Here is a 17,258-nt window from a genome sequence, read left to right on the forward strand (position 1 = left end):
CTTAATTTCCGCTTTGTGCACGATGATATGAAAAACGGTTTCCTAGAAAAACACCAACGAATAAAATAACTATACTTCCTAAAAAAATACCACTGTACAACCAAAAGTTTATGGATATTTCTCGTTGAACCTCAAGAGATTCAACGCTTTCAGGAGAAGTGACCGTTGCCGTCTCTTTGAACAGAAAAGGCCTTACCTTTTTATCAACTGCTAATGTTTTTGCATTCTGTTCTGTCCTAAATACATCATTTTTTGCTTCGTTGACAACCCTCGCTTTACTTTGATTGACTTCTTTTTCTCTCTCTGCTTTTATCGGCAAAAACAAATCTGGAATAATGAAATTCACTTCTACGTTTTTTTTCTGCTGATTATCTTGGTAGATCACTTGATTATTTATTTTTAAAGCGCCTACTTCTTCTGCTTTTGTTTTTGTTGATGACAATGACAAATAGAGCATATTAACACTTAAAACAATCACTATTTTTATTAATTTTCTCATGGCTATTCCTCCGGTCGTACAAATAAATTAAGGACAACACCTAAAACAAGTAAAACGATTAAAATAAGGTAACTAACCCAACTAATTTGTACGCCATTTACTAAAGCAGTAAAGCCATTTTGGATATTTTGAAGCGGCGATAAACGATAGAGCCAATTGCTTAATGAGCCTACCTTTGTTGCAATGCCTAATAAAGGTGTCAACATGAAAAATAACCCCAGCATAGCTCCATAAATATATAAAGAAAGTTTTTTAAATTGGCGTAAACAAGCACAAACCAAAAGTGCACCGCTAGCAAATACTAAGAAACTATAGCTAAACCAAGCGAATCGATTTATTTGAGATACATTGAACACCAGTAGAAGTGAAAAGACACTCCCAAACAAAATAACCGTAATCAAGAGTAATAACAGATTTGGTATATTTTGCCAAACTCTGGTTGGTTCAACCAACGCATCCGCTACAGTAACTGTTCTTTTCTTCATAAAGCCTTGGAAAGTTAGCGCAATAACGAATGTTAGAATACTAACAATCAAGGTAGCGTAATAGGGAATTAAAGAGACTTGTCGTGTTTCGCCAAAGATTCCTTCTCCTTGAATTGGGCTCGCAAGGAAACTAAATACCCGTGGATTATCAGCACCGCCGTCTCTTGTATTAGCCAATACTTTTTCAAATGTTTTGGCATACTCTTCATTTTCTTTGGTTGTTTTCTTTGACTCATCAATTGAATCATTTAAGTTTGCTAAGATATTTTGCGCATGATCTTGAACTTTGGTTGTTGAGTCTTTCAACTCTTTGATAATCGGGGCAACATCTTTGACTTTGGCTGCTGAATCAGCTGTTGTTAGACTAGTTTCTTTCGTTGTTTGCATTAACGTTTGCATCATTTTAACTAAATTTTCTGTTTCTACATCTAAAGTGCTGGTTTGATTTTCTTCTGGATGTGGATTTCTTTCATCAATTACAGAAGTAGCTCCCACTTTTCCAGCTTCTTGCCAAGTAGCATATGTCGCATTGACTTGTTTTGTTGCTTCATCAAACCATGTATTTAATTTCTCTGCTTCTCGTAATAATTTTTCAGGGACCGTCATTAAATTTAATGTTCCGTAAAGTGTTGTAGGTCGTCCGTCTGTATTTTGATCTGTCTCAGTACCAATTAATTGTTTTAATTGATTAATTTGTTCATCTGTTTCTCGATATAATTGATTTCCTGTTTTTTTATATTCGTCTAATAATTTATCTGTAATCATCATGGTTTGCTCGTTTTCAGTGATATTGTCGTACATCCAGTAAATGGATGTCTCACCTGCTAACTCTTCAATTGTTTTATCCTGATTTTCAGGAGCGGTTAACATTGCTGCATACTCTTGAATAGATAGACTTTGATTAGGCGTACCATATAAAGTCACAATTTGTTGTGATACAGTATCTAAAAGTTGAAATTGCTTCATAATTTCAGGAATATCGGTTACTAATGGTTGGTCCATTGCAATATACACAGCGAACGAACGTGCATTTTGAAGCTCATTATTTACCCACCAAGAATAATCAATCTGATTAAATGCTGTTTTTTGTTGTTCTGGTGTCAGTTGCCAAGCCATTGGTAAGTCAATCGTTAAGGAAAGTTTTTCTGGAAGTGAGAGCAAATCATTTACTGGCTCAGTTACTTTTTCAGATTCATCTTCGGATTCTTCTGCCAACTCTTCTTGCGTATTTTCTTCGTCCACTTCATCATTCTCAGGAATCTCAGCTTGTATTTTCACTGGTTTGGTAATTGTTAGCTGTGTTGGGGTAATTGCTGAAATATCAATGCTGTAACCTGCACCTGCTAACTGCTGATTCAAAGATGTTTTAATTGTTTGAACTTTTAAATCATCTAAAAGAAATGACAATTCGCCATTTTGTGTATTGGTTTGTCGTAATGAAATAACCGACTCTTGATTTGTTGCTAGTGAAAAAGTTACTTTTTCTTGTGGAATCGCTATAGTATCTTCATGAAGTTGTTTAGGTTCCAAATACATAAAGCGGCTTGAATTGGTGAAATCAAGTTCATGTTGTTCTGCATATCGCTGAATAATTTGTAACTCATCACGGAAAAGATTGCCTTGTTCAACTGAAATCCTATTATTCATTTCTAATTCACTAACGAGTCTTTCTAAACTTACAAAAGAAATTTCACTTAGTGATTCTTCCAATCTTTCCTGATAATTTTTATCTAAGTTAGGTATATTTTCTTTTTCGTTCGTAATTAACTGAATAATCGCTTGCTTAATTTGAGTGTCTGTTGCTATCTCAGGTGTTGCTTCAAGATCATTATAATATGTAGCCGCAATTTGCTTTTTTAACGCAGTTAATTGTTCTACTTGCATATGTAGTTCTGCGATTTCTTTTTGTAGTTCGCCAATGCGATTGCTTTGTGTTTCTTGAAATAATTTAGATTCTGATAAAAAGTCAGCATAAATCCCTGAGCTTCCTTGTTCACTTGGTGTGTAGAAGGAGCTAAACTGATTGATTACCATTCCATTTAGTTGATCGAATTGTTGTTTGTATACTGTCGTGTCACTTTCCCATTGATTAGTCAATTCTTGTTTTTGTCTCTCAAACTGTTCATTAAATTGTGCAATTGATTTTTTTATTTTTTCATTTGCTTCTTTCGAATACTCGCCCACTGATTTTTTCGTATCTTCCGTTGTCTTACTAGTTGATTCTAAGCTCTGATTATTGCTTTCTAATAAGGTTTGTACTGATTTTACAAACGCTTCTTGCTCGTTTGTAAATAATTTATTGTCCTCATCTAAAATACTAGCCGTACTTAATACTGTCGTATAATTCATGGGAATTTCTTTAAATGGTTGCTGAATTGTTTCTTCTAATTGATTTTGATACAGCAACTGCGTATCAGTAATTTGGTTAACGTTTTGTTGTGCGATAACTAAATTTCCAACAATACTGGAAAAATACATCTGAATTACGCGTTGGTTAAAATCTTTCAAAATAGTATTTACTTTGTCTTGAATTGCTTGATTGGTCAATTCATTTTGTCCGTCTCGCACTTGGTATTCAACAGAAGCCTGCTCTGGACTAACAGCTTGTAGTGACAATAATTTCTCCGAAAAATCTTGCGGAATAATAATTTGGGCATCGAATTGTCCATTTTCAACCCCAGATGTTGCGATATTCCGAGTCGTTGTTTCCCATCGATTAGCTGTATCTTTGTTAATTAATGTGACAAAATCAGAACCTAATGCATAACGTTTTCCTTCAAAACTTGCGCCTTTATCTTCATTAACTAATGCGTACTGCATCTTTGTTGTCTGATCTTTGCTACTTCGAGTCACGTTCTCATCTTTAAACCCTAAATGAATGAAAAAAAGTAATAACAAGAAAGTTGCTCCAATTGCTAAGGCAAAAGGGATACCTTTTTTTATTTTCCCTTCCATTATCTTCTCTCCTTTAGAAAAAGCGCTAGTGCAATTCATTGCGCTAGCGCTTCAATCTTTGATCAATTAAAAGCCAAATGATCCTGCATCTTGACGGTCACGTTCTGCGACAGTGTCTGCATATTTGTTTAATTGTTGATTAATACTAATCAATAATTCTTCCATCTGTTTGACATTACCTTCCAATTGATTGTACTGTTCCAGATACGCTTGAAATGCTTGCCCTTTCCATTGTTGTGAAATTTGTTGGTTCATTGAATTCACTTTACGAATTGCATCTTGAATTTGAGACGATGCTTGCGAATATACTTTCGCTTGTGATTTCAGTTGTTCTGGTGTTACAGCAATTGATCCTGCCATAAGTAATCCCTCCACATTTTTTATAGTTTTATTACCCGGTACAAATATTATAACTATATATAAAAAATATAGTCAACAACTATTTTAAAATATACGTATTCGCATAAAAATAAATATAACAATAAAACAAACAAATAAAAACTCTTAAAAACAACATTAAAAACCCATACAAATCAATATTTATCAAAATAAAAACAAAAACAACTGATAAACAAAAATTATTCAAAAAATATTTAAATAAAATTTAAAAAATAAATAAATTCTGTTAAATTGTTATTTTTTAACGTCAGATAAATTAACAAGTAAACATGTATTTTATTAAAAAAACAATTTATTTCTTTAGCAAAAAAAATTAAAAGATAGGAAAACTTATCACATTGATAAGTTTTCCTATCTTTTATTCATTCTTTTTATCTACTTCTCTAAATAAAACTCAAATCGACTTCCTGCATACTGCGTACGAACATATTCAAAAGGTAGTCCGTTTTCAAAATAGGATACTTGGCGCACACGCAGAATCGCATCGCCTCGTTTAATCTCTAAATATTCTGCGATCTGCTCCGATGCTTGAACAGCAGAGATTGTTTGGTTAGAATGGCCAATTTTGTGGCCAGATTTGGCTTCAAGTGTTTTATAAAAAGAGTTCGTGATTTCAGATTTGCCATATTGCGAGACCAATGAATAAGGAATGCTCGCCACCTCAAAACAAATCGGAATGTCATCCGCAAAACGAATTCTTTCCATTCGTAAAATTGAATCTTCTGGACCTAGTTGTAATTTTTCCATCTCACTAGAACTAGGTTTCGCTACAAAATAAGACACCGTCCGACTAGAAGGAACGCGATTTTGAGACAAGGTAATTTCTGTAAAACTAGTGGTACCTGTCATTGTTTCTTGAACTTTCTTACGTGCTACATACGTTCCTGAACCAATTTTTCGTTCTAAAATCCCTTCGTCTGCTAAAGTCTGAATGGCTTGGCGTAAGGTCATTCGACTAACATCAAATTTCAAGGCTAATTCTCGCTCAGAGGGCAAACGATCCCCGATACTCCAGACACCTTTTTCAATATCTTCTTTGATTTTATCGTGAATTTGAATATAAATTGGTATATTTTGAACCATTTACGCTTCCTCCTCTTCGTTCATCTCCTCTTCTATTATAACTGGTATAGACCGTGTAAACAACCAAAAAATGATAAATAAAAGAGGAATTAGAATTTTTATCAAAGTTGATCTAGTTGCATGCTTTCTTTTTATAACAAAAACATTTGGCTTAGTCAGTAAAAAGTGACCAAGTCAAATGTTTTTAAACGAATTTCTATTAGTTATTATCTTTTTACATTTTCTTCTTTCAACAACTTGTTCGCTGTGGCCATCATCAAACGGATTCGGTTCAACTGATTAACCAAAGATACCCCTGGATCATAATCCACCGCCGCAATGTTTGCTTGCGGATATTGACGTCGTAGCTCTTTCACGACCCCTTTTCCAACAATATGGTTTGGTAAACACCCAAACGGCTGCATACAAACGATGTTATTCACCTCGTGTTTTAAGAGCTCAATCATTTCAGCTGTTAAAAACCAACCTTCACCCGTATGATTGCCAATTGATAAAATTTTACTTGCATCTGCTGCCATATCATAAATGGAATGAATGCCATCAAAACGGACCGACTTTCTCAATGCCTTATCCATTGGTTTTTCTACCAATTCAATGATTTTTATCGCAAATTCTGCTAAACGTTTGCTTTGTTTTGACATGCCCATATTTTCGTATTTCCAAATTTGATTGTACAAAGAATAGTTCATAAAGCCAACAATATCTGGCACAACTGCTTCAGCACCTTCTTCTTCTAGCAAACGCACAATATCATTATTCGCTGTCGGCGAATATTTCACTAAAATTTCCCCGACCACACCGACTTTTGGTTTTTTTATCTCCTGTAAAGGAATTTCATCAAACGTCCGAATAATTTTTTTCATGAAGTGATTAAATTGTGTCAGCGAACCATTCCGGACATTGGCTTCCACTCTTTTTAGCCAATCTTGGTGTAGTTGATCCACCATTCCTTTTTCTGTTTCATAAGGTCTTGTTCGATAAACTACTCGTTCGAATAAGTCACCATATAAAAAGGCAACTACTAAGCGTTTGATCATTGGCAACGTAAATTTAAATCCTGGATTGGATTCGACTCCTTTATTGCCCATCGAAACTGAAACTACAGGAACTTGAGAAAAACCGGCATCATTTAAGGCTTTTCGTAATAAGGGAATGTAATTCGTTGCGCGACAACCGCCCCCTGTTTGCGTCATTAAGACACTGACATTATCCAAATCATATTGACCACTTTCCAAAGCTTCAACTAGTTGTCCGATAGAAATAATTGCTGGGTAACACGCATCATTATTGACATATTTTAACCCGACATTCACAGCTTCTTTGTCTTGCGCAGGCAAACAGACGACATGATAGCCAGAAGCTTGTAATGCTACATCGACTAATCCAGATTGATGAATCGGGCTAAGCATTGGTAACAGTAAGGTATGTGTTTTTTTCATTTGTTTTGTAAACACAATTTTCTCCGGCTCTTCCATTTGCATATGCGGAACAAACTGTTGCTTTTCCCGCTCATTGACAGCCGCTTTCAAGGAGCGCAACCGAATACGAATTGCGCCCAAATTCGCACCTTCATCGATTTTGAGGACTGTATAAATTTTGCCAGACCGATCCATGATTTCTTCTACTTGATCGGTTGTCACAGCATCTAAGCCGCAACCAAAGGAATTCAGTTGGACAAGTTCTAAATTTTTCGTCTTAGCCACTACTTTAGCCGCCGCATATAAGCGAGAATGATAGACCCATTGATTCACCACACGTAAATTCTGCACGTCTCCAAGATGCGAGATACTGTCTTCTGTCAAGACATGGAATCCTTCCTGTGTAATGACTTCGGCAATGCCGTGATTAATCTCTGGATCCAAGTGATACGGTCGCCCCGATAAGACAATCCCTCTCTGGCCTTTTTCAGTTAACATGGCTAACGTTTCTTCGCCTTTTTCTTGAATTTCTTTTTTAAAAGCTGCTAATTCTTGATAACCATGATGCAGCGCTGTTTGAATTTCTTCTAAGGAAATCCCTAAATCAGCAAAATTTTCAGCTAAAACTTTGGCAACTGCAGTTTCATTCGCTAAATTAAGATAGGGATTTCGATAATCCACTTGGCCCTCTCTGATGGCATCCACATTATTTCGAATAACATCTGGGTAGCTTTGCACAATTGGACAATTAAAATGATTATCTGCTTCCACTGTTTCTTGCTGTTCAAAAACGACACCAGGATAAAAGATAATTGGCACTTGCGCATCAATTAATGCTTGAATATGTCCATGCGCCATTTTCGCTGGGTAACAAACCGTATCACTGGGAATCGTTTCAAGGCCTTGTTCATAGATTTGTTTATTAGAACGTGGCGATAATTCGACCCGAAAGCCTAAGTCAGTAAAAAATGTATGCCACAAAGGATAATTTTCATACATGTTTAGGACTCTAGGGATACCCACGCGCCCACGAAACGCTTTATTTTCCCGCAAAGGTCGGTACTTAAATAACTTACGGTACTTATAATCAACCAAATTCACTTTGCGTTCTTCTCGTTTAATTTTAATTCGTGCACCACGTTCACAGCGATTTCCCGTAATAAATTGGCGCCCATCTGAAAACACTGTGACCGTTAATTGACAATTGTTTTCACACAAGCCGCAATGAGTAAATTCCTTTTCAGAGGTAAATGCCGCTAACTCTTCTAAAGAAAGAAGCGTGGTTTCTTCCCCAATTTCATAAGCGTCCAAAGCAATCAGCGCTGCCCCATAGGCCCCCATCAAACCAGCAATAGAAGGACGAACCACTTCACGACCGCTAATTTTTTCAAAAGCTCTCAAGACCGCTTCATTGTAAAATGTTCCTCCCTGGCAGACAATCTTTTCTCCCAACTCTTCAGGTCGGCGAACCTTAATAACTTTATAAATGGCATTTTTGATGACTGAATAAGATAGTCCAGCAGAAATATCGCCGACAGAGGCCCCTTCTTTTTGAACCTGTTTCACTTTTGAGTTCATAAAAACAGTACACCGAGAACCTAAATCAACCGGCGCTTGCGATTCTAAAGCCGCCAAAGCAAAATCCTTCACGTTATAGTTTAAGGATTGCGCAAAGGTTTCAATAAAAGAACCGCACCCAGAAGAACAAGCCTCATTTAATTGAATGGAGGAAAGCACGCCATTTTTAATGGTCATCGCTTTCATATCTTGTCCTCCGATATCCAAAATAAAATCCACACCTGGCTGAAAATGGTTGGCTGCTTTGTAATGGGCCATCGTTTCAACTTCACCAATATCGACTTTTAACGCATTTTTTATTAGCTGTTCTCCATATCCTGTAACAGCCGCTTTTCCGATAAAAACTTCTTCAGGCAGTTGTTGATAAAGTGATTTCAGTACTGTCATGGTGGTTTCTAAAGGTTGCCCTTGGTTATTACCATAAAAAGAAAACAACAAATGACCATCTTCATCAATCAATGTGACTTTTGTCGTTGTTGAGCCTGCATCAATCCCTAAAAAGGCCACGCCAGTATGTTGAGATAAAGGTTTCTCCGTTGCTTGGGCTTGCGCGTGTCTTTCTCGAAAATCTGCTAAATCTTCTGCGCTGTTAAATAACGGTGGTAACGTGTCGCTCGGCTGTAAATCAGTAGCCTGGCTGTTCACTAAGCGCTGAATTAATTCTTCCAATGTACATTCGGCTGAATCTTCTGAATAAAGTGCTGCTCCCATTGCTACAAACAGTTGCGGTTGTTCTGGAAAAATAACATCTTCTGGCTGAATTGCTAAGGTTTCAACAAACCGTTTTCTCAATTCTGACATGAAAAATAAAGGTCCCCCTAAAAATGCTACTTTACCTTTAATTTTGCGACCAGCAGCTAACCCGGCGATTGTTTGATTAACTACCGCTTGAAAAATACTCGCCGCGATATCTTCTTTCGCTGCTCCTTCATTGATTAAAGGTTGAACATCCGTTTTGGCAAAAACCCCACAGCGGGAAGCAATCGGATAAATAGTTTGATAATTCTTCGCCAATTCATTTACTCCATTGGCATCCGTTTTAAGTAAAACAGCCATTTGATCGATGAAGGCGCCTGTCCCACCTGCACAACTACCATTCATTCGTTGCTCTAAAGCACCATCAAAAAAAGTGATTTTTGCATCTTCTCCGCCAAGTTCAATAGCAACATCCGTTTCTGGGATTATTGTTTCAACAGTTCGTGTACACGCGATAACTTCTTGAACAAAGGGAATCCCTAATACCTCAGCCAGCCCCATACCACCAGAGCCAGTTATGGTCATTGTCACAGGTTGGTCTGCACCAATCCTTGCTAGCCCTTCTTTTAAAATGCGTTCCGTTGCTGCTTTGACATCTGAAAAATGGCGTTCATATTTTGTAAAAATAGGCTGATTTTGTTTATTTAAAAATACTAATTTTACTGTCGTTGACCCAACATCAATCCCTGCTCTCATAACCATCAATTAAAATACCCCTTCATTTCCCAACAGTTTGTTGATTATTATACAAACTGTTTGTTATAATAGATATACCTATTTTAGAAAGGTTCTAAATGATTTGCAACAAGCAATTTACCCTATTTTGTGAGATAAACAACAAAGTTTCCGCGAATGTTGACTATCTCGAAAGGAATTTATGATGGCAAAGAAAACAGACCTTAGAGTACAACGAACCAGAAAAATGATTATTGAAGCTTTTTTTAAACTTGTAGAAACGAAAGGCTACGAAGCGGTGACGATTCAGGATATTGCTGATGAAGCTATGATTAATCGTGCGACTTTTTATGCTCATTTTAAAGACAAACAGCATTTATATGATGCAATCTTTACCTTTACGCTTAGTGCTTTTACCGCTATTCTTGATTCGCAACAACTGGTTAATGGCAACCGTGTCCGCGTGAAGCACATTGAAGAACTTCTGACGCAACTCTATATTAATATTCAAGAGAACAAATCTTTCTTCTTAACTATCATGGACAATAATTTCAACGAACACTTTCGAAAACGCTTAGCTGAAATTATCGAAGAAAAATATGCGACGATTTTTTCGCAGTTGCGTATCACCGAAAATGATATTGATGTACCGATAGATTTTGTTATTGAATACATGACCTCTATCTTCATCGGTACCCTTCATTGGTGGATTACTAGCGAGACGGATATGACACCCAACCACTTAGCCCAATTAGTTATCAAATTAGTTGGTAATGGGCATTTAACTGTCTTAGGCATCGAATTAGAAAAATAAAAACACCGGAGTAGACAATAATGTTGTCTGCTCCGGTGTTTCTGTTAAAGACGAGTTAGTTTTTTGAACGCCATTTGATATTGTGGGCTGTATTTCTTGAAGAAGTGACTTTAACACCACTTTTGATGTTGCCTTTTTTACGAGGAATTAAGTCAACTTTGACATCATACTTACCATCGCGTGCTAAATCGTAAACATTTTCAACCATTTCTGTAATTTTTTCTTTAAAGTTCATTCTTATCAACTCCAGACTATTCTTTCTTAATACTTTAGCATATTCTTATATAAATGAAAACTTTTCTAGCCTGTACATGAGGAAAATCTTACCTCATTTTTGTTATATAATTATACAAAAAAAGAACATCTCTCTACCAGAAATGTTCTGAAAACTGGGGTAGCTGGATTCGAACCAACGCATGACGGAGTCAAAGTCCGTTGCCTTACCGCTTGGCTATACCCCAAAAAGAAAATGGAGGAAAGTGGATTCGAACCACTGAACCCTAAGGAACGGATTTACAGTCCGTCGCGTTTAGCCACTTCGCTATTCCTCCAAAAAGTCATTGTCGCTGTAACGACCTGACTTAGTTATAATACAATCTTTTCCAGAAAAAAGCAACCCTTTTTTTAAAAAAATTGTTATTTATTTTTTATTCACTTAAATTCCATTGACGAATAATTGTTTCAAAGGCTTCGTCCAGATTTTTTGCTGTACCTTCTTGCTTGCCATCAATTTCAATGATGAATTTTTTATCATTTTGCGGAATGACACGACCGATTTCTTTTTTACCAATAAATAATTTGTTCATTAAAACATTTGCTCCATTGTATTGGGCTTTTTCTTCTTCAACACGTACTTCAATATCTTTATTCTTTTTTGACATCTCTATCCCTCCAAGAACTCTATGTTATCAGAATCTTTAAAACAAAACAAGCACCCGCTATTTCTCTGTCAGCTTGTTCGTTTATCGTTTCAATGCAGCATTAAGGAGTAACGAAATGCGATTCGCTACTCCTTAAAGGCTGATTTCTATTCTTTTTCTGAACCTTCTGTTGCATGATAGTTCACGCTATTTGAGGTACCTTTTTTAGAAAAGTTTTCAATTAGCTCTTTCACGTCGAGGCCGGTTGTTTCTTTTAGTGTTTCTTGTGTACCAGCCAACAAGTTTGTTGCATAATTGGTAATACGGTTGGCGCCAGAATTTTCGCCACCTGCGCCTGTATCTACCACTGAAATCTTGTCGATGTTGCCCAGTGGTTGTGCTGCTTCTTTCATTAATTGTGGCAACATTTCCATCACCATACTTAACACAGCTGCTTCACCATATTCTTTGAAGGCATCAGCAATCTTTTGTTTGGCTTCGGCTTCCGCTGCACCACGAGCTAAAATAGCTTCGGCTTGCGCTTGACCTGTTAAACGCGTTTTGTTGGCTTCCGCTTCGGCTAATGCTTCAACTTTGAAGCGTTCTGCTTCGGCTTCTGCCACTTCGCGTGCTTTTTGAGCAAGAGCTTCTTGTTCGCGTGCGTAACGATCTGCATCGGCTTTTTTCTTCACTTCTGAGTCGTATTGTTTTTCACGACGCGTAATTTCTTTTTCTTCTAACTCAATTTGTTTTTGACGTTCAACGACTTTGACTTCCATTTCTTGTTCCACCACGTGTTGTTGTGCACGCGCGCTTTCCAAGTTATAGGCTTGGTCTGCTTTGGCTTTGGCAATATCTTGTTCTTGTTTGTATAACGCTAATTTCAATTCTTTTTCTTTTGAAGCTTCTGCAATTTCTGTTTGACGTTGCAATTCCGCTTGTTGTGATTCTTTTTCTGCTTCTGCTTTTTTGATGCGGGTTTCTTTCAAGGCTTCTGCTTCAGCAATATCTGCATCACGTTTAACTTGAGCGATTCTTGGTTTCCCTAATGAATCCAAGTATCCATTTTTATCACGAACTTCTTTAATTGTGAACGACACAATAACTAAGCCCATTTTAGCTAAGTCAACACTGGCAACTTCTTGTACACTTTGGCTAAATTTATCACGGTTTTGGTAAATTTCTTCCACTGTCATTGAACCTAAAATCGAACGTAAATGTCCTTCTAATACTTCACGTGCTTCATTTTCTAATTCTTCCGTTGTTTTTCCTAAAAATTGTTCCGCTGCTGTCGCAATTTCTTCAACTGACGAACCAATTTTAATGATTGATGTCCCATCACACATCACAGGAACCCCTTGTTCTGTGTACACTTCCGGTGTGGAAACATCTAATTTACTTGAAAGCAAACTAATTCGATTTGAACGTTGGAACACTGGTAAGACAAACGCACCACCGCCACGAACGATTTTAATTTTGTTGCCACCTTCGTCTACATGAACATTTTTAGACCCTAGATAGCTCCCGCTGATAATTAACGCTTCATCAGGTTTGGCTGTCTGATATTTAGAAACAAACACAATTAATAACATTAATAATACTAAAACTGCAATAATAATCGGTAACAAAATCCCCATTTTCTTCTCTCCTACTCTATATTTTTAGACTGCCTTCGTAAGGAATGACATAACAAACCCGTTCTTTCAATTCAATAATCAATACCTCACTACCTCTTGGCGCAGCCACTTCTTGTGGCACATAAAATGCTGCTGGTCGACTTAACGAACCTGTGACACTCTTCAATTGAATCTCGCCCATTCCCTGGACAGGAATTGGGGTAATCACAGTAGCAACACGACCCTCCATGTCTTTTTCCGAAATAGAAATTGTGGCCTCCGAATTTTTCAAAGGGACCAACACATAAAAATTTAGGAAGAAAACAATAATGGTTGAAAGAATACCACTGACAATTAAAATAAGCCAACTATTCACCGCTGTTAATTCTTCCCCAAGGTACCCAAACAGCGAGGTAAAAGCAATCCATGGAATAATCAGCATTGGGTCAACCGGTCCATCAAAATTAAAAACATCCCCAAAAATAATTAGTAAAAAAGCGAGGACCGCGCTCCCCACTAATGCATAAAAATAAACCGTTTCCAATGGTAGACCTTCTAACACTTTTCCCACACTCCTTTCTGTGCTATAACCTAGTAATAGTGTACCAATTTTTAAATAAAAAGAGTAGTAATTTCCAAATAAATCTCAAAAGATACATCTTAAGACCTATTTTTTCTTAATAAAAGAAGCAACAATAAACGAGCAGCCCTAGAATTATCGAACTTCTACGGACTCCTCGTTTTTTAAAATGTGCTATTCATTTGATTTTAACGCTTCAATCATATTGATTTTCTTCAATTTCCGATGCATAATGACCATCACAAACAACGTGAAACACATGGTGATGACTGCGGAATACAGATAACTTGGCCAATGAATAATTGGCGAAAACATAATTAAATCAACTTCAACGGTTGCTAAAATATACTGATGCAAAATTTTCCCAAAGAAGCAGCCAACAATAATACCAATGAACGTTAAAATAATGTTTTCACGGTAAACATAGGTGGTGACTTCACGATCGTAAAACCCTAAAACCTTAATCGTGGAAAGTTCTCGAATCCGTTCAGAAACATTAATGTTGGTTAAATTATATAACACAATTAACGCTAAAGAACCAGAAACAGCAATTAGTACCCAAATGACAATATCAAGGCTTTTTAGCATATCATCAAACGAACCTTTCATCGCAGTTAAAAACGTAATGTTCAACACTTTCGGCTGTTTTGTCAACGCCTCTCCGATTGAGGTTTCTTGTTTTGAGGATAACTTTTTGTCAAAAAGTAGGAATTCTGTATTATACTCCGGCTTCTGTTTCGTCATCGTCTGGTAGAGTTTCGGCGTCATATAGACAAAATGACCCGTGTAGTTTTCTGCAATCGCGGCAATTTTCACGTGATAGGTTTGATTATCACTATTTTCTAAATTTAATTGATCTCCGACTTTATAGCCAAATAATTTAGCTAATTTTTCATTAATCATTACACCGTCATCGTTGAGGGAATATTTTTCTCCAGTGACTCGATCATTAAATAATTGAAACTCAGCCATTTTCGAAGGATCTTGTGGCACATAAAGAGTAATATTTTGAGTTGGTGCGCCTTTGCCCTTCGTTTTAAAGATTTCTGAATATAACGGAATTGTTTTATTCAAACCATCCAGTTTGTGCAACGTTTCTTGATACTCTTTTGTCTCTTCAGCTGTTGTTTGCTCTTTAAAAGTCACGACTGCTTGGTAATGCCAGATTTTATTAAATTGAATTGCAGCGACATCCACAATTGAATCGCGTAAACCAAAACCAACAATTAACAGCCCCATACAACCAGCTATTCCGATAACGGTCATCAGCATCCGTCGTTTATAGCGGAACAGATTTCTAGCGGTCACTTTTTGAATAAAGCTCATGCGTTGCCATAAAGGGCGGATTCGTTCTAGTAAAATCCGTTGGCCTGCTTTCGGCGCTTTGGGTCTTAGCAAGGTAGCTGGGGTACTTAATAAATCGATTCTTAATGTCACTAAGGCCGCTCCCACAGTACAAGCTAAGGCTACAATGATGCCCCATAAACTGTAATTTAAGTACCACGGTGTAACTAAATCAGGAATATTGTACATTTGACCGTAGGCATCAAAAATTATTTTAGGGAATAGATAATAGCCAACTGCCAATCCTAATAATGCACCTGTTAGGCTAGCAACCGTTGCATAGGTAATAAAAATCGAAGCAATTTCACGATTACGATAACCTAAAGCTTTCAAACTACCAATTTCCATTCTTTTTTCTTCCACCATACGTGTCATGGTAGTTAAGCTGACTAATGCCGCAATTAGGAAAAAGAACAACGGGAATAGCGTGGCTAAAGAAGAAATCCGATCAGCGTTATCTTGATATTCAGAAAATCCTGGATTGTCTTCCCTGGTAAAATAATAATACGTTGGGGCTTTCAAATTGGCTAGCTCTGTTTCTTTTTCAGCCAACAGTTGTTCCTGTTTAGCCAATTCGTCTTTTTGCTTTTCAAGCATCTCAGCTGGAATTCCTGGTTGTTGCTCCAACTGCGCAAGCGCTTGTTTTCCCGTTTCCAGCGCTTGCCGACCTTGGTTAATGTCCGGCTGAGCCGAATCACGCAGAGCCGCAACCTGTTCTTCTGGCCGATTTTTCAGTGCCTCTTTTACTTGATTTAAGGCCTGCTCTCTTTTCTTTTCATAATCAGAGGAATACGTATTTTGATGTTTTAATGAACGAAATGAGATTAGCAATTCTGGATACCGTTGACTGTCAAAAGCTTTTTCCGAAACCACGCCAAAAAAGTTTAACGTTCCAGACCCGACCGTTGTGGTTCCCCTGGATGTATTATCAATATATTCTGCTGAATTGATAAATCCAACAACAGTAAAATGAGTTTGCGTCAGTCCTTTTTCTTTAATCGCTGCATCGTTTAAAGTGATTTTATCACCCATTTTATAGTCATATCTAGTTTTCGCTAATGTATCTAATGCAATTTCATTTGTTTGTTTAGGTAACCGACCGTCAACTACTTGATAGTTAACCGATCCTGCTTGATTTTTTCGATAGCCAAACAATTTTACTGCATTATTTTGCGGCCCAATCGTGGCATCTATTGTATACCGCGGCACAACTGTTTCGACATCTTTTAAAGACTGTAGTGTTGTTAAATCTTTCTTTTCCAGTCCCATTGTAGAAATTATTCGCGCATCTGGAAGCTGCTCTTTCTGGTAATAATTATTCGCGGTTTTAATCATATCTGGTCCAGTAGCTTTCAAACCAACAAAGACCATTACACCAAGGAAAATAATCCCCATAATCGATAAAAATCGTGTAGTAGATTGTCTAATTTCACGTAAGCTTGTTTTAATTAGCGCTGTTTTCTTCATTTTAGGCACCTACCATTCAATTTCAGCAACCAATTTAGGCTGATCATTCACAGTCATTTCGCGAACTTTTGCATCATTAATTCGAATTACCCGATCGGCCATTTCTGCAATGGCTGAATTGTGGGTAATAATTAAGACGGTCGTTCCAGTTTCACGAGCAGTGTTTTGCAAAATGGTTAAAATTTGTTTCCCTGTTTCATAATCCAGTGCTCCTGTCGGTTCATCACATAAAAGTAACTTGGGCTTTTTAGCAATCGCACGGGCGATGGTTACTCGTTGTTGTTCACCACCAGAAAGTTGCGCTGGAAAATTATCTAAACGTTCCCCTAAACCCACCGATTGTAAAACATTGGTCGAATCCAACGCATCCGCAACGATTTGCGAAGCCAATTCGACATTTTCTTTTGCCGTTAAATTTGGGACTAAATTGTAAAATTGGAAAACAAACCCGACATCATTGCGTCGATAAGTGGTTAATTGTTTCTCTGAAAACTGAGCGATATCTGTGCCATCAATAATAATTTCCCCTTCATCACAGCTGTCCATTCCACCAAGAATATTTAAAACAGTTGATTTTCCAGCACCGCTGGGGCCTAAAATAACCGCTACTTCTCCTTTTTCCACTTCAAAAGAAATGCCGTCATTCGCAGTAATAGTTGTCTCTCCCATTTGGTAACGCTTGTATTCATTTTTGACTTCAATATAGGCCATCCACTATCCCTTCCCTTC

The 17,258-nt window shown here is 37.2% G+C and carries 12 protein-coding genes and 2 tRNA genes; 1 reads left to right on the forward strand and 13 read right to left on the reverse strand.

All coding sequences use genetic code 11. The features are described from left to right. Position 1: 1 nt before the first annotated feature. The 5 genes from IGK96_RS07800 to IGK96_RS07820 all read right to left on the reverse strand — a co-directional run bounded on the left by IGK96_RS07800 (position 2) and on the right by IGK96_RS07820 (position 9,875). Positions 2 to 499: a hypothetical protein gene (locus IGK96_RS07800; RefSeq protein ID WP_002357796.1), complete on the reverse strand. Its 498-nt coding sequence runs from the start codon at positions 497 to 499 to the stop codon at positions 2 to 4. Positions 500 to 501: 2 nt separating this feature from the next. Further along, on the reverse strand, positions 502 to 3,978 hold the full coding sequence (gene esaA, locus IGK96_RS07805) for a type VII secretion protein EsaA (protein ID WP_071646678.1): 3,477 nt from the start codon (positions 3,976 to 3,978) through the stop codon (positions 502 to 504). 27 nt (positions 3,979 to 4,005) lie between these two features. Continuing rightward, positions 4,006 to 4,299, reverse strand: coding sequence for a WXG100 family type VII secretion target (locus IGK96_RS07810; RefSeq protein WP_002357798.1), 294 nt, complete (start codon positions 4,297 to 4,299; stop codon positions 4,006 to 4,008). Positions 4,300 to 4,713: 414 nt separating this feature from the next. Then, entirely contained in the window at positions 4,714 to 5,421 is a 708-nt protein-coding gene (locus IGK96_RS07815; protein ID WP_002357800.1) for a GntR family transcriptional regulator, read from the reverse strand. 206 nt (positions 5,422 to 5,627) lie between these two features. Continuing rightward, entirely contained in the window at positions 5,628 to 9,875 is a 4,248-nt protein-coding gene (locus tag IGK96_RS07820; protein WP_085443206.1) for a 2-hydroxyacyl-CoA dehydratase, read from the reverse strand. 175 nt (positions 9,876 to 10,050) lie between these two features. On the opposite strand from IGK96_RS07820, the gene IGK96_RS07825 reads away from it, so the two are divergent. Then, complete coding sequence (locus tag IGK96_RS07825; protein ID WP_002357803.1) at positions 10,051 to 10,662, forward strand: TetR/AcrR family transcriptional regulator; 612 nt, start codon at positions 10,051 to 10,053, stop codon at positions 10,660 to 10,662. 55 nt (positions 10,663 to 10,717) lie between these two features. Here the strand turns inward: IGK96_RS07825 and IGK96_RS07830 are convergent, their stop codons facing one another. The 8 genes from IGK96_RS07830 to IGK96_RS07865 all read right to left on the reverse strand — a co-directional run bounded on the left by IGK96_RS07830 (position 10,718) and on the right by IGK96_RS07865 (position 17,240). Further along, entirely contained in the window at positions 10,718 to 10,897 is a 180-nt protein-coding gene (locus tag IGK96_RS07830; protein WP_002357804.1) for a hypothetical protein, read from the reverse strand. Positions 10,898 to 11,051: 154 nt separating this feature from the next. Then, a tRNA-Gln gene (locus IGK96_RS07835) sits at positions 11,052 to 11,123 on the reverse strand. 9 nt (positions 11,124 to 11,132) lie between these two features. Then, positions 11,133 to 11,213 (reverse strand) — tRNA-Tyr (locus tag IGK96_RS07840). 96 nt (positions 11,214 to 11,309) lie between these two features. Next, complete coding sequence (locus IGK96_RS07845) at positions 11,310 to 11,543, reverse strand: DUF2969 domain-containing protein (RefSeq protein ID WP_002357806.1); 234 nt, start codon at positions 11,541 to 11,543, stop codon at positions 11,310 to 11,312. Between the two features lie 146 nt (positions 11,544 to 11,689). Next, positions 11,690 to 13,159, reverse strand: a complete 1,470-nt coding sequence (locus tag IGK96_RS07850) for a flotillin family protein (RefSeq protein ID WP_002357808.1) — start codon at positions 13,157 to 13,159, stop codon at positions 11,690 to 11,692. 16 nt (positions 13,160 to 13,175) lie between these two features. Then, complete coding sequence (locus IGK96_RS07855) at positions 13,176 to 13,709, reverse strand: hypothetical protein (protein WP_002369505.1); 534 nt, start codon at positions 13,707 to 13,709, stop codon at positions 13,176 to 13,178. Between the two features lie 183 nt (positions 13,710 to 13,892). Next, a complete protein-coding gene (locus tag IGK96_RS07860; protein ID WP_104876252.1) occupies positions 13,893 to 16,529 on the reverse strand; it encodes an FtsX-like permease family protein in 2,637 nt (878 codons plus the stop codon). Between the two features lie 9 nt (positions 16,530 to 16,538). Then, positions 16,539 to 17,240 (reverse strand): ABC transporter ATP-binding protein, encoded by a 702-nt coding sequence (locus IGK96_RS07865; RefSeq protein WP_002363831.1) that lies wholly within the window; start codon positions 17,238 to 17,240, stop codon positions 16,539 to 16,541. Positions 17,241 to 17,258 lie beyond the last annotated feature (18 nt).

Origin of the sequence: Enterococcus sp. DIV0682 (genome assembly GCF_051712685.1) — a bacterium.
Classification (GTDB): Bacteria; Bacillota; Bacilli; order Lactobacillales; family Enterococcaceae; genus Enterococcus; species Enterococcus faecalis.

Coding starts and splice junctions, on each gene's coding strand:
- IGK96_RS07800 (WP_002357796.1), bottom strand. CDS start 499: ATGAGAAAATTAATAAAAATAGTGATTGTTTTAAGTGTTAATATGCTC.
- esaA (WP_071646678.1), bottom strand. CDS start 3,978: ATGAATTGCACTAGCGCTTTTTCTAAAGGAGAGAAGATAATGGAAGGG.
- IGK96_RS07810 (WP_002357798.1), bottom strand. CDS start 4,299: ATGGCAGGATCAATTGCTGTAACACCAGAACAACTGAAATCACAAGCG.
- IGK96_RS07815 (WP_002357800.1), bottom strand. CDS start 5,421: ATGGTTCAAAATATACCAATTTATATTCAAATTCACGATAAAATCAAA.
- IGK96_RS07820 (WP_085443206.1), bottom strand. CDS start 9,875: ATGGTTATGAGAGCAGGGATTGATGTTGGGTCAACGACAGTAAAATTA.
- IGK96_RS07825 (WP_002357803.1), top strand. CDS start 10,051: ATGATGGCAAAGAAAACAGACCTTAGAGTACAACGAACCAGAAAAATG.
- IGK96_RS07830 (WP_002357804.1), bottom strand. CDS start 10,897: ATGAACTTTAAAGAAAAAATTACAGAAATGGTTGAAAATGTTTACGAT.
- IGK96_RS07845 (WP_002357806.1), bottom strand. CDS start 11,543: ATGTCAAAAAAGAATAAAGATATTGAAGTACGTGTTGAAGAAGAAAAA.
- IGK96_RS07850 (WP_002357808.1), bottom strand. CDS start 13,159: ATGGGGATTTTGTTACCGATTATTATTGCAGTTTTAGTATTATTAATG.
- IGK96_RS07860 (WP_104876252.1), bottom strand. CDS start 16,529: ATGAAGAAAACAGCGCTAATTAAAACAAGCTTACGTGAAATTAGACAA.
- IGK96_RS07865 (WP_002363831.1), bottom strand. CDS start 17,240: ATGGCCTATATTGAAGTCAAAAATGAATACAAGCGTTACCAAATGGGA.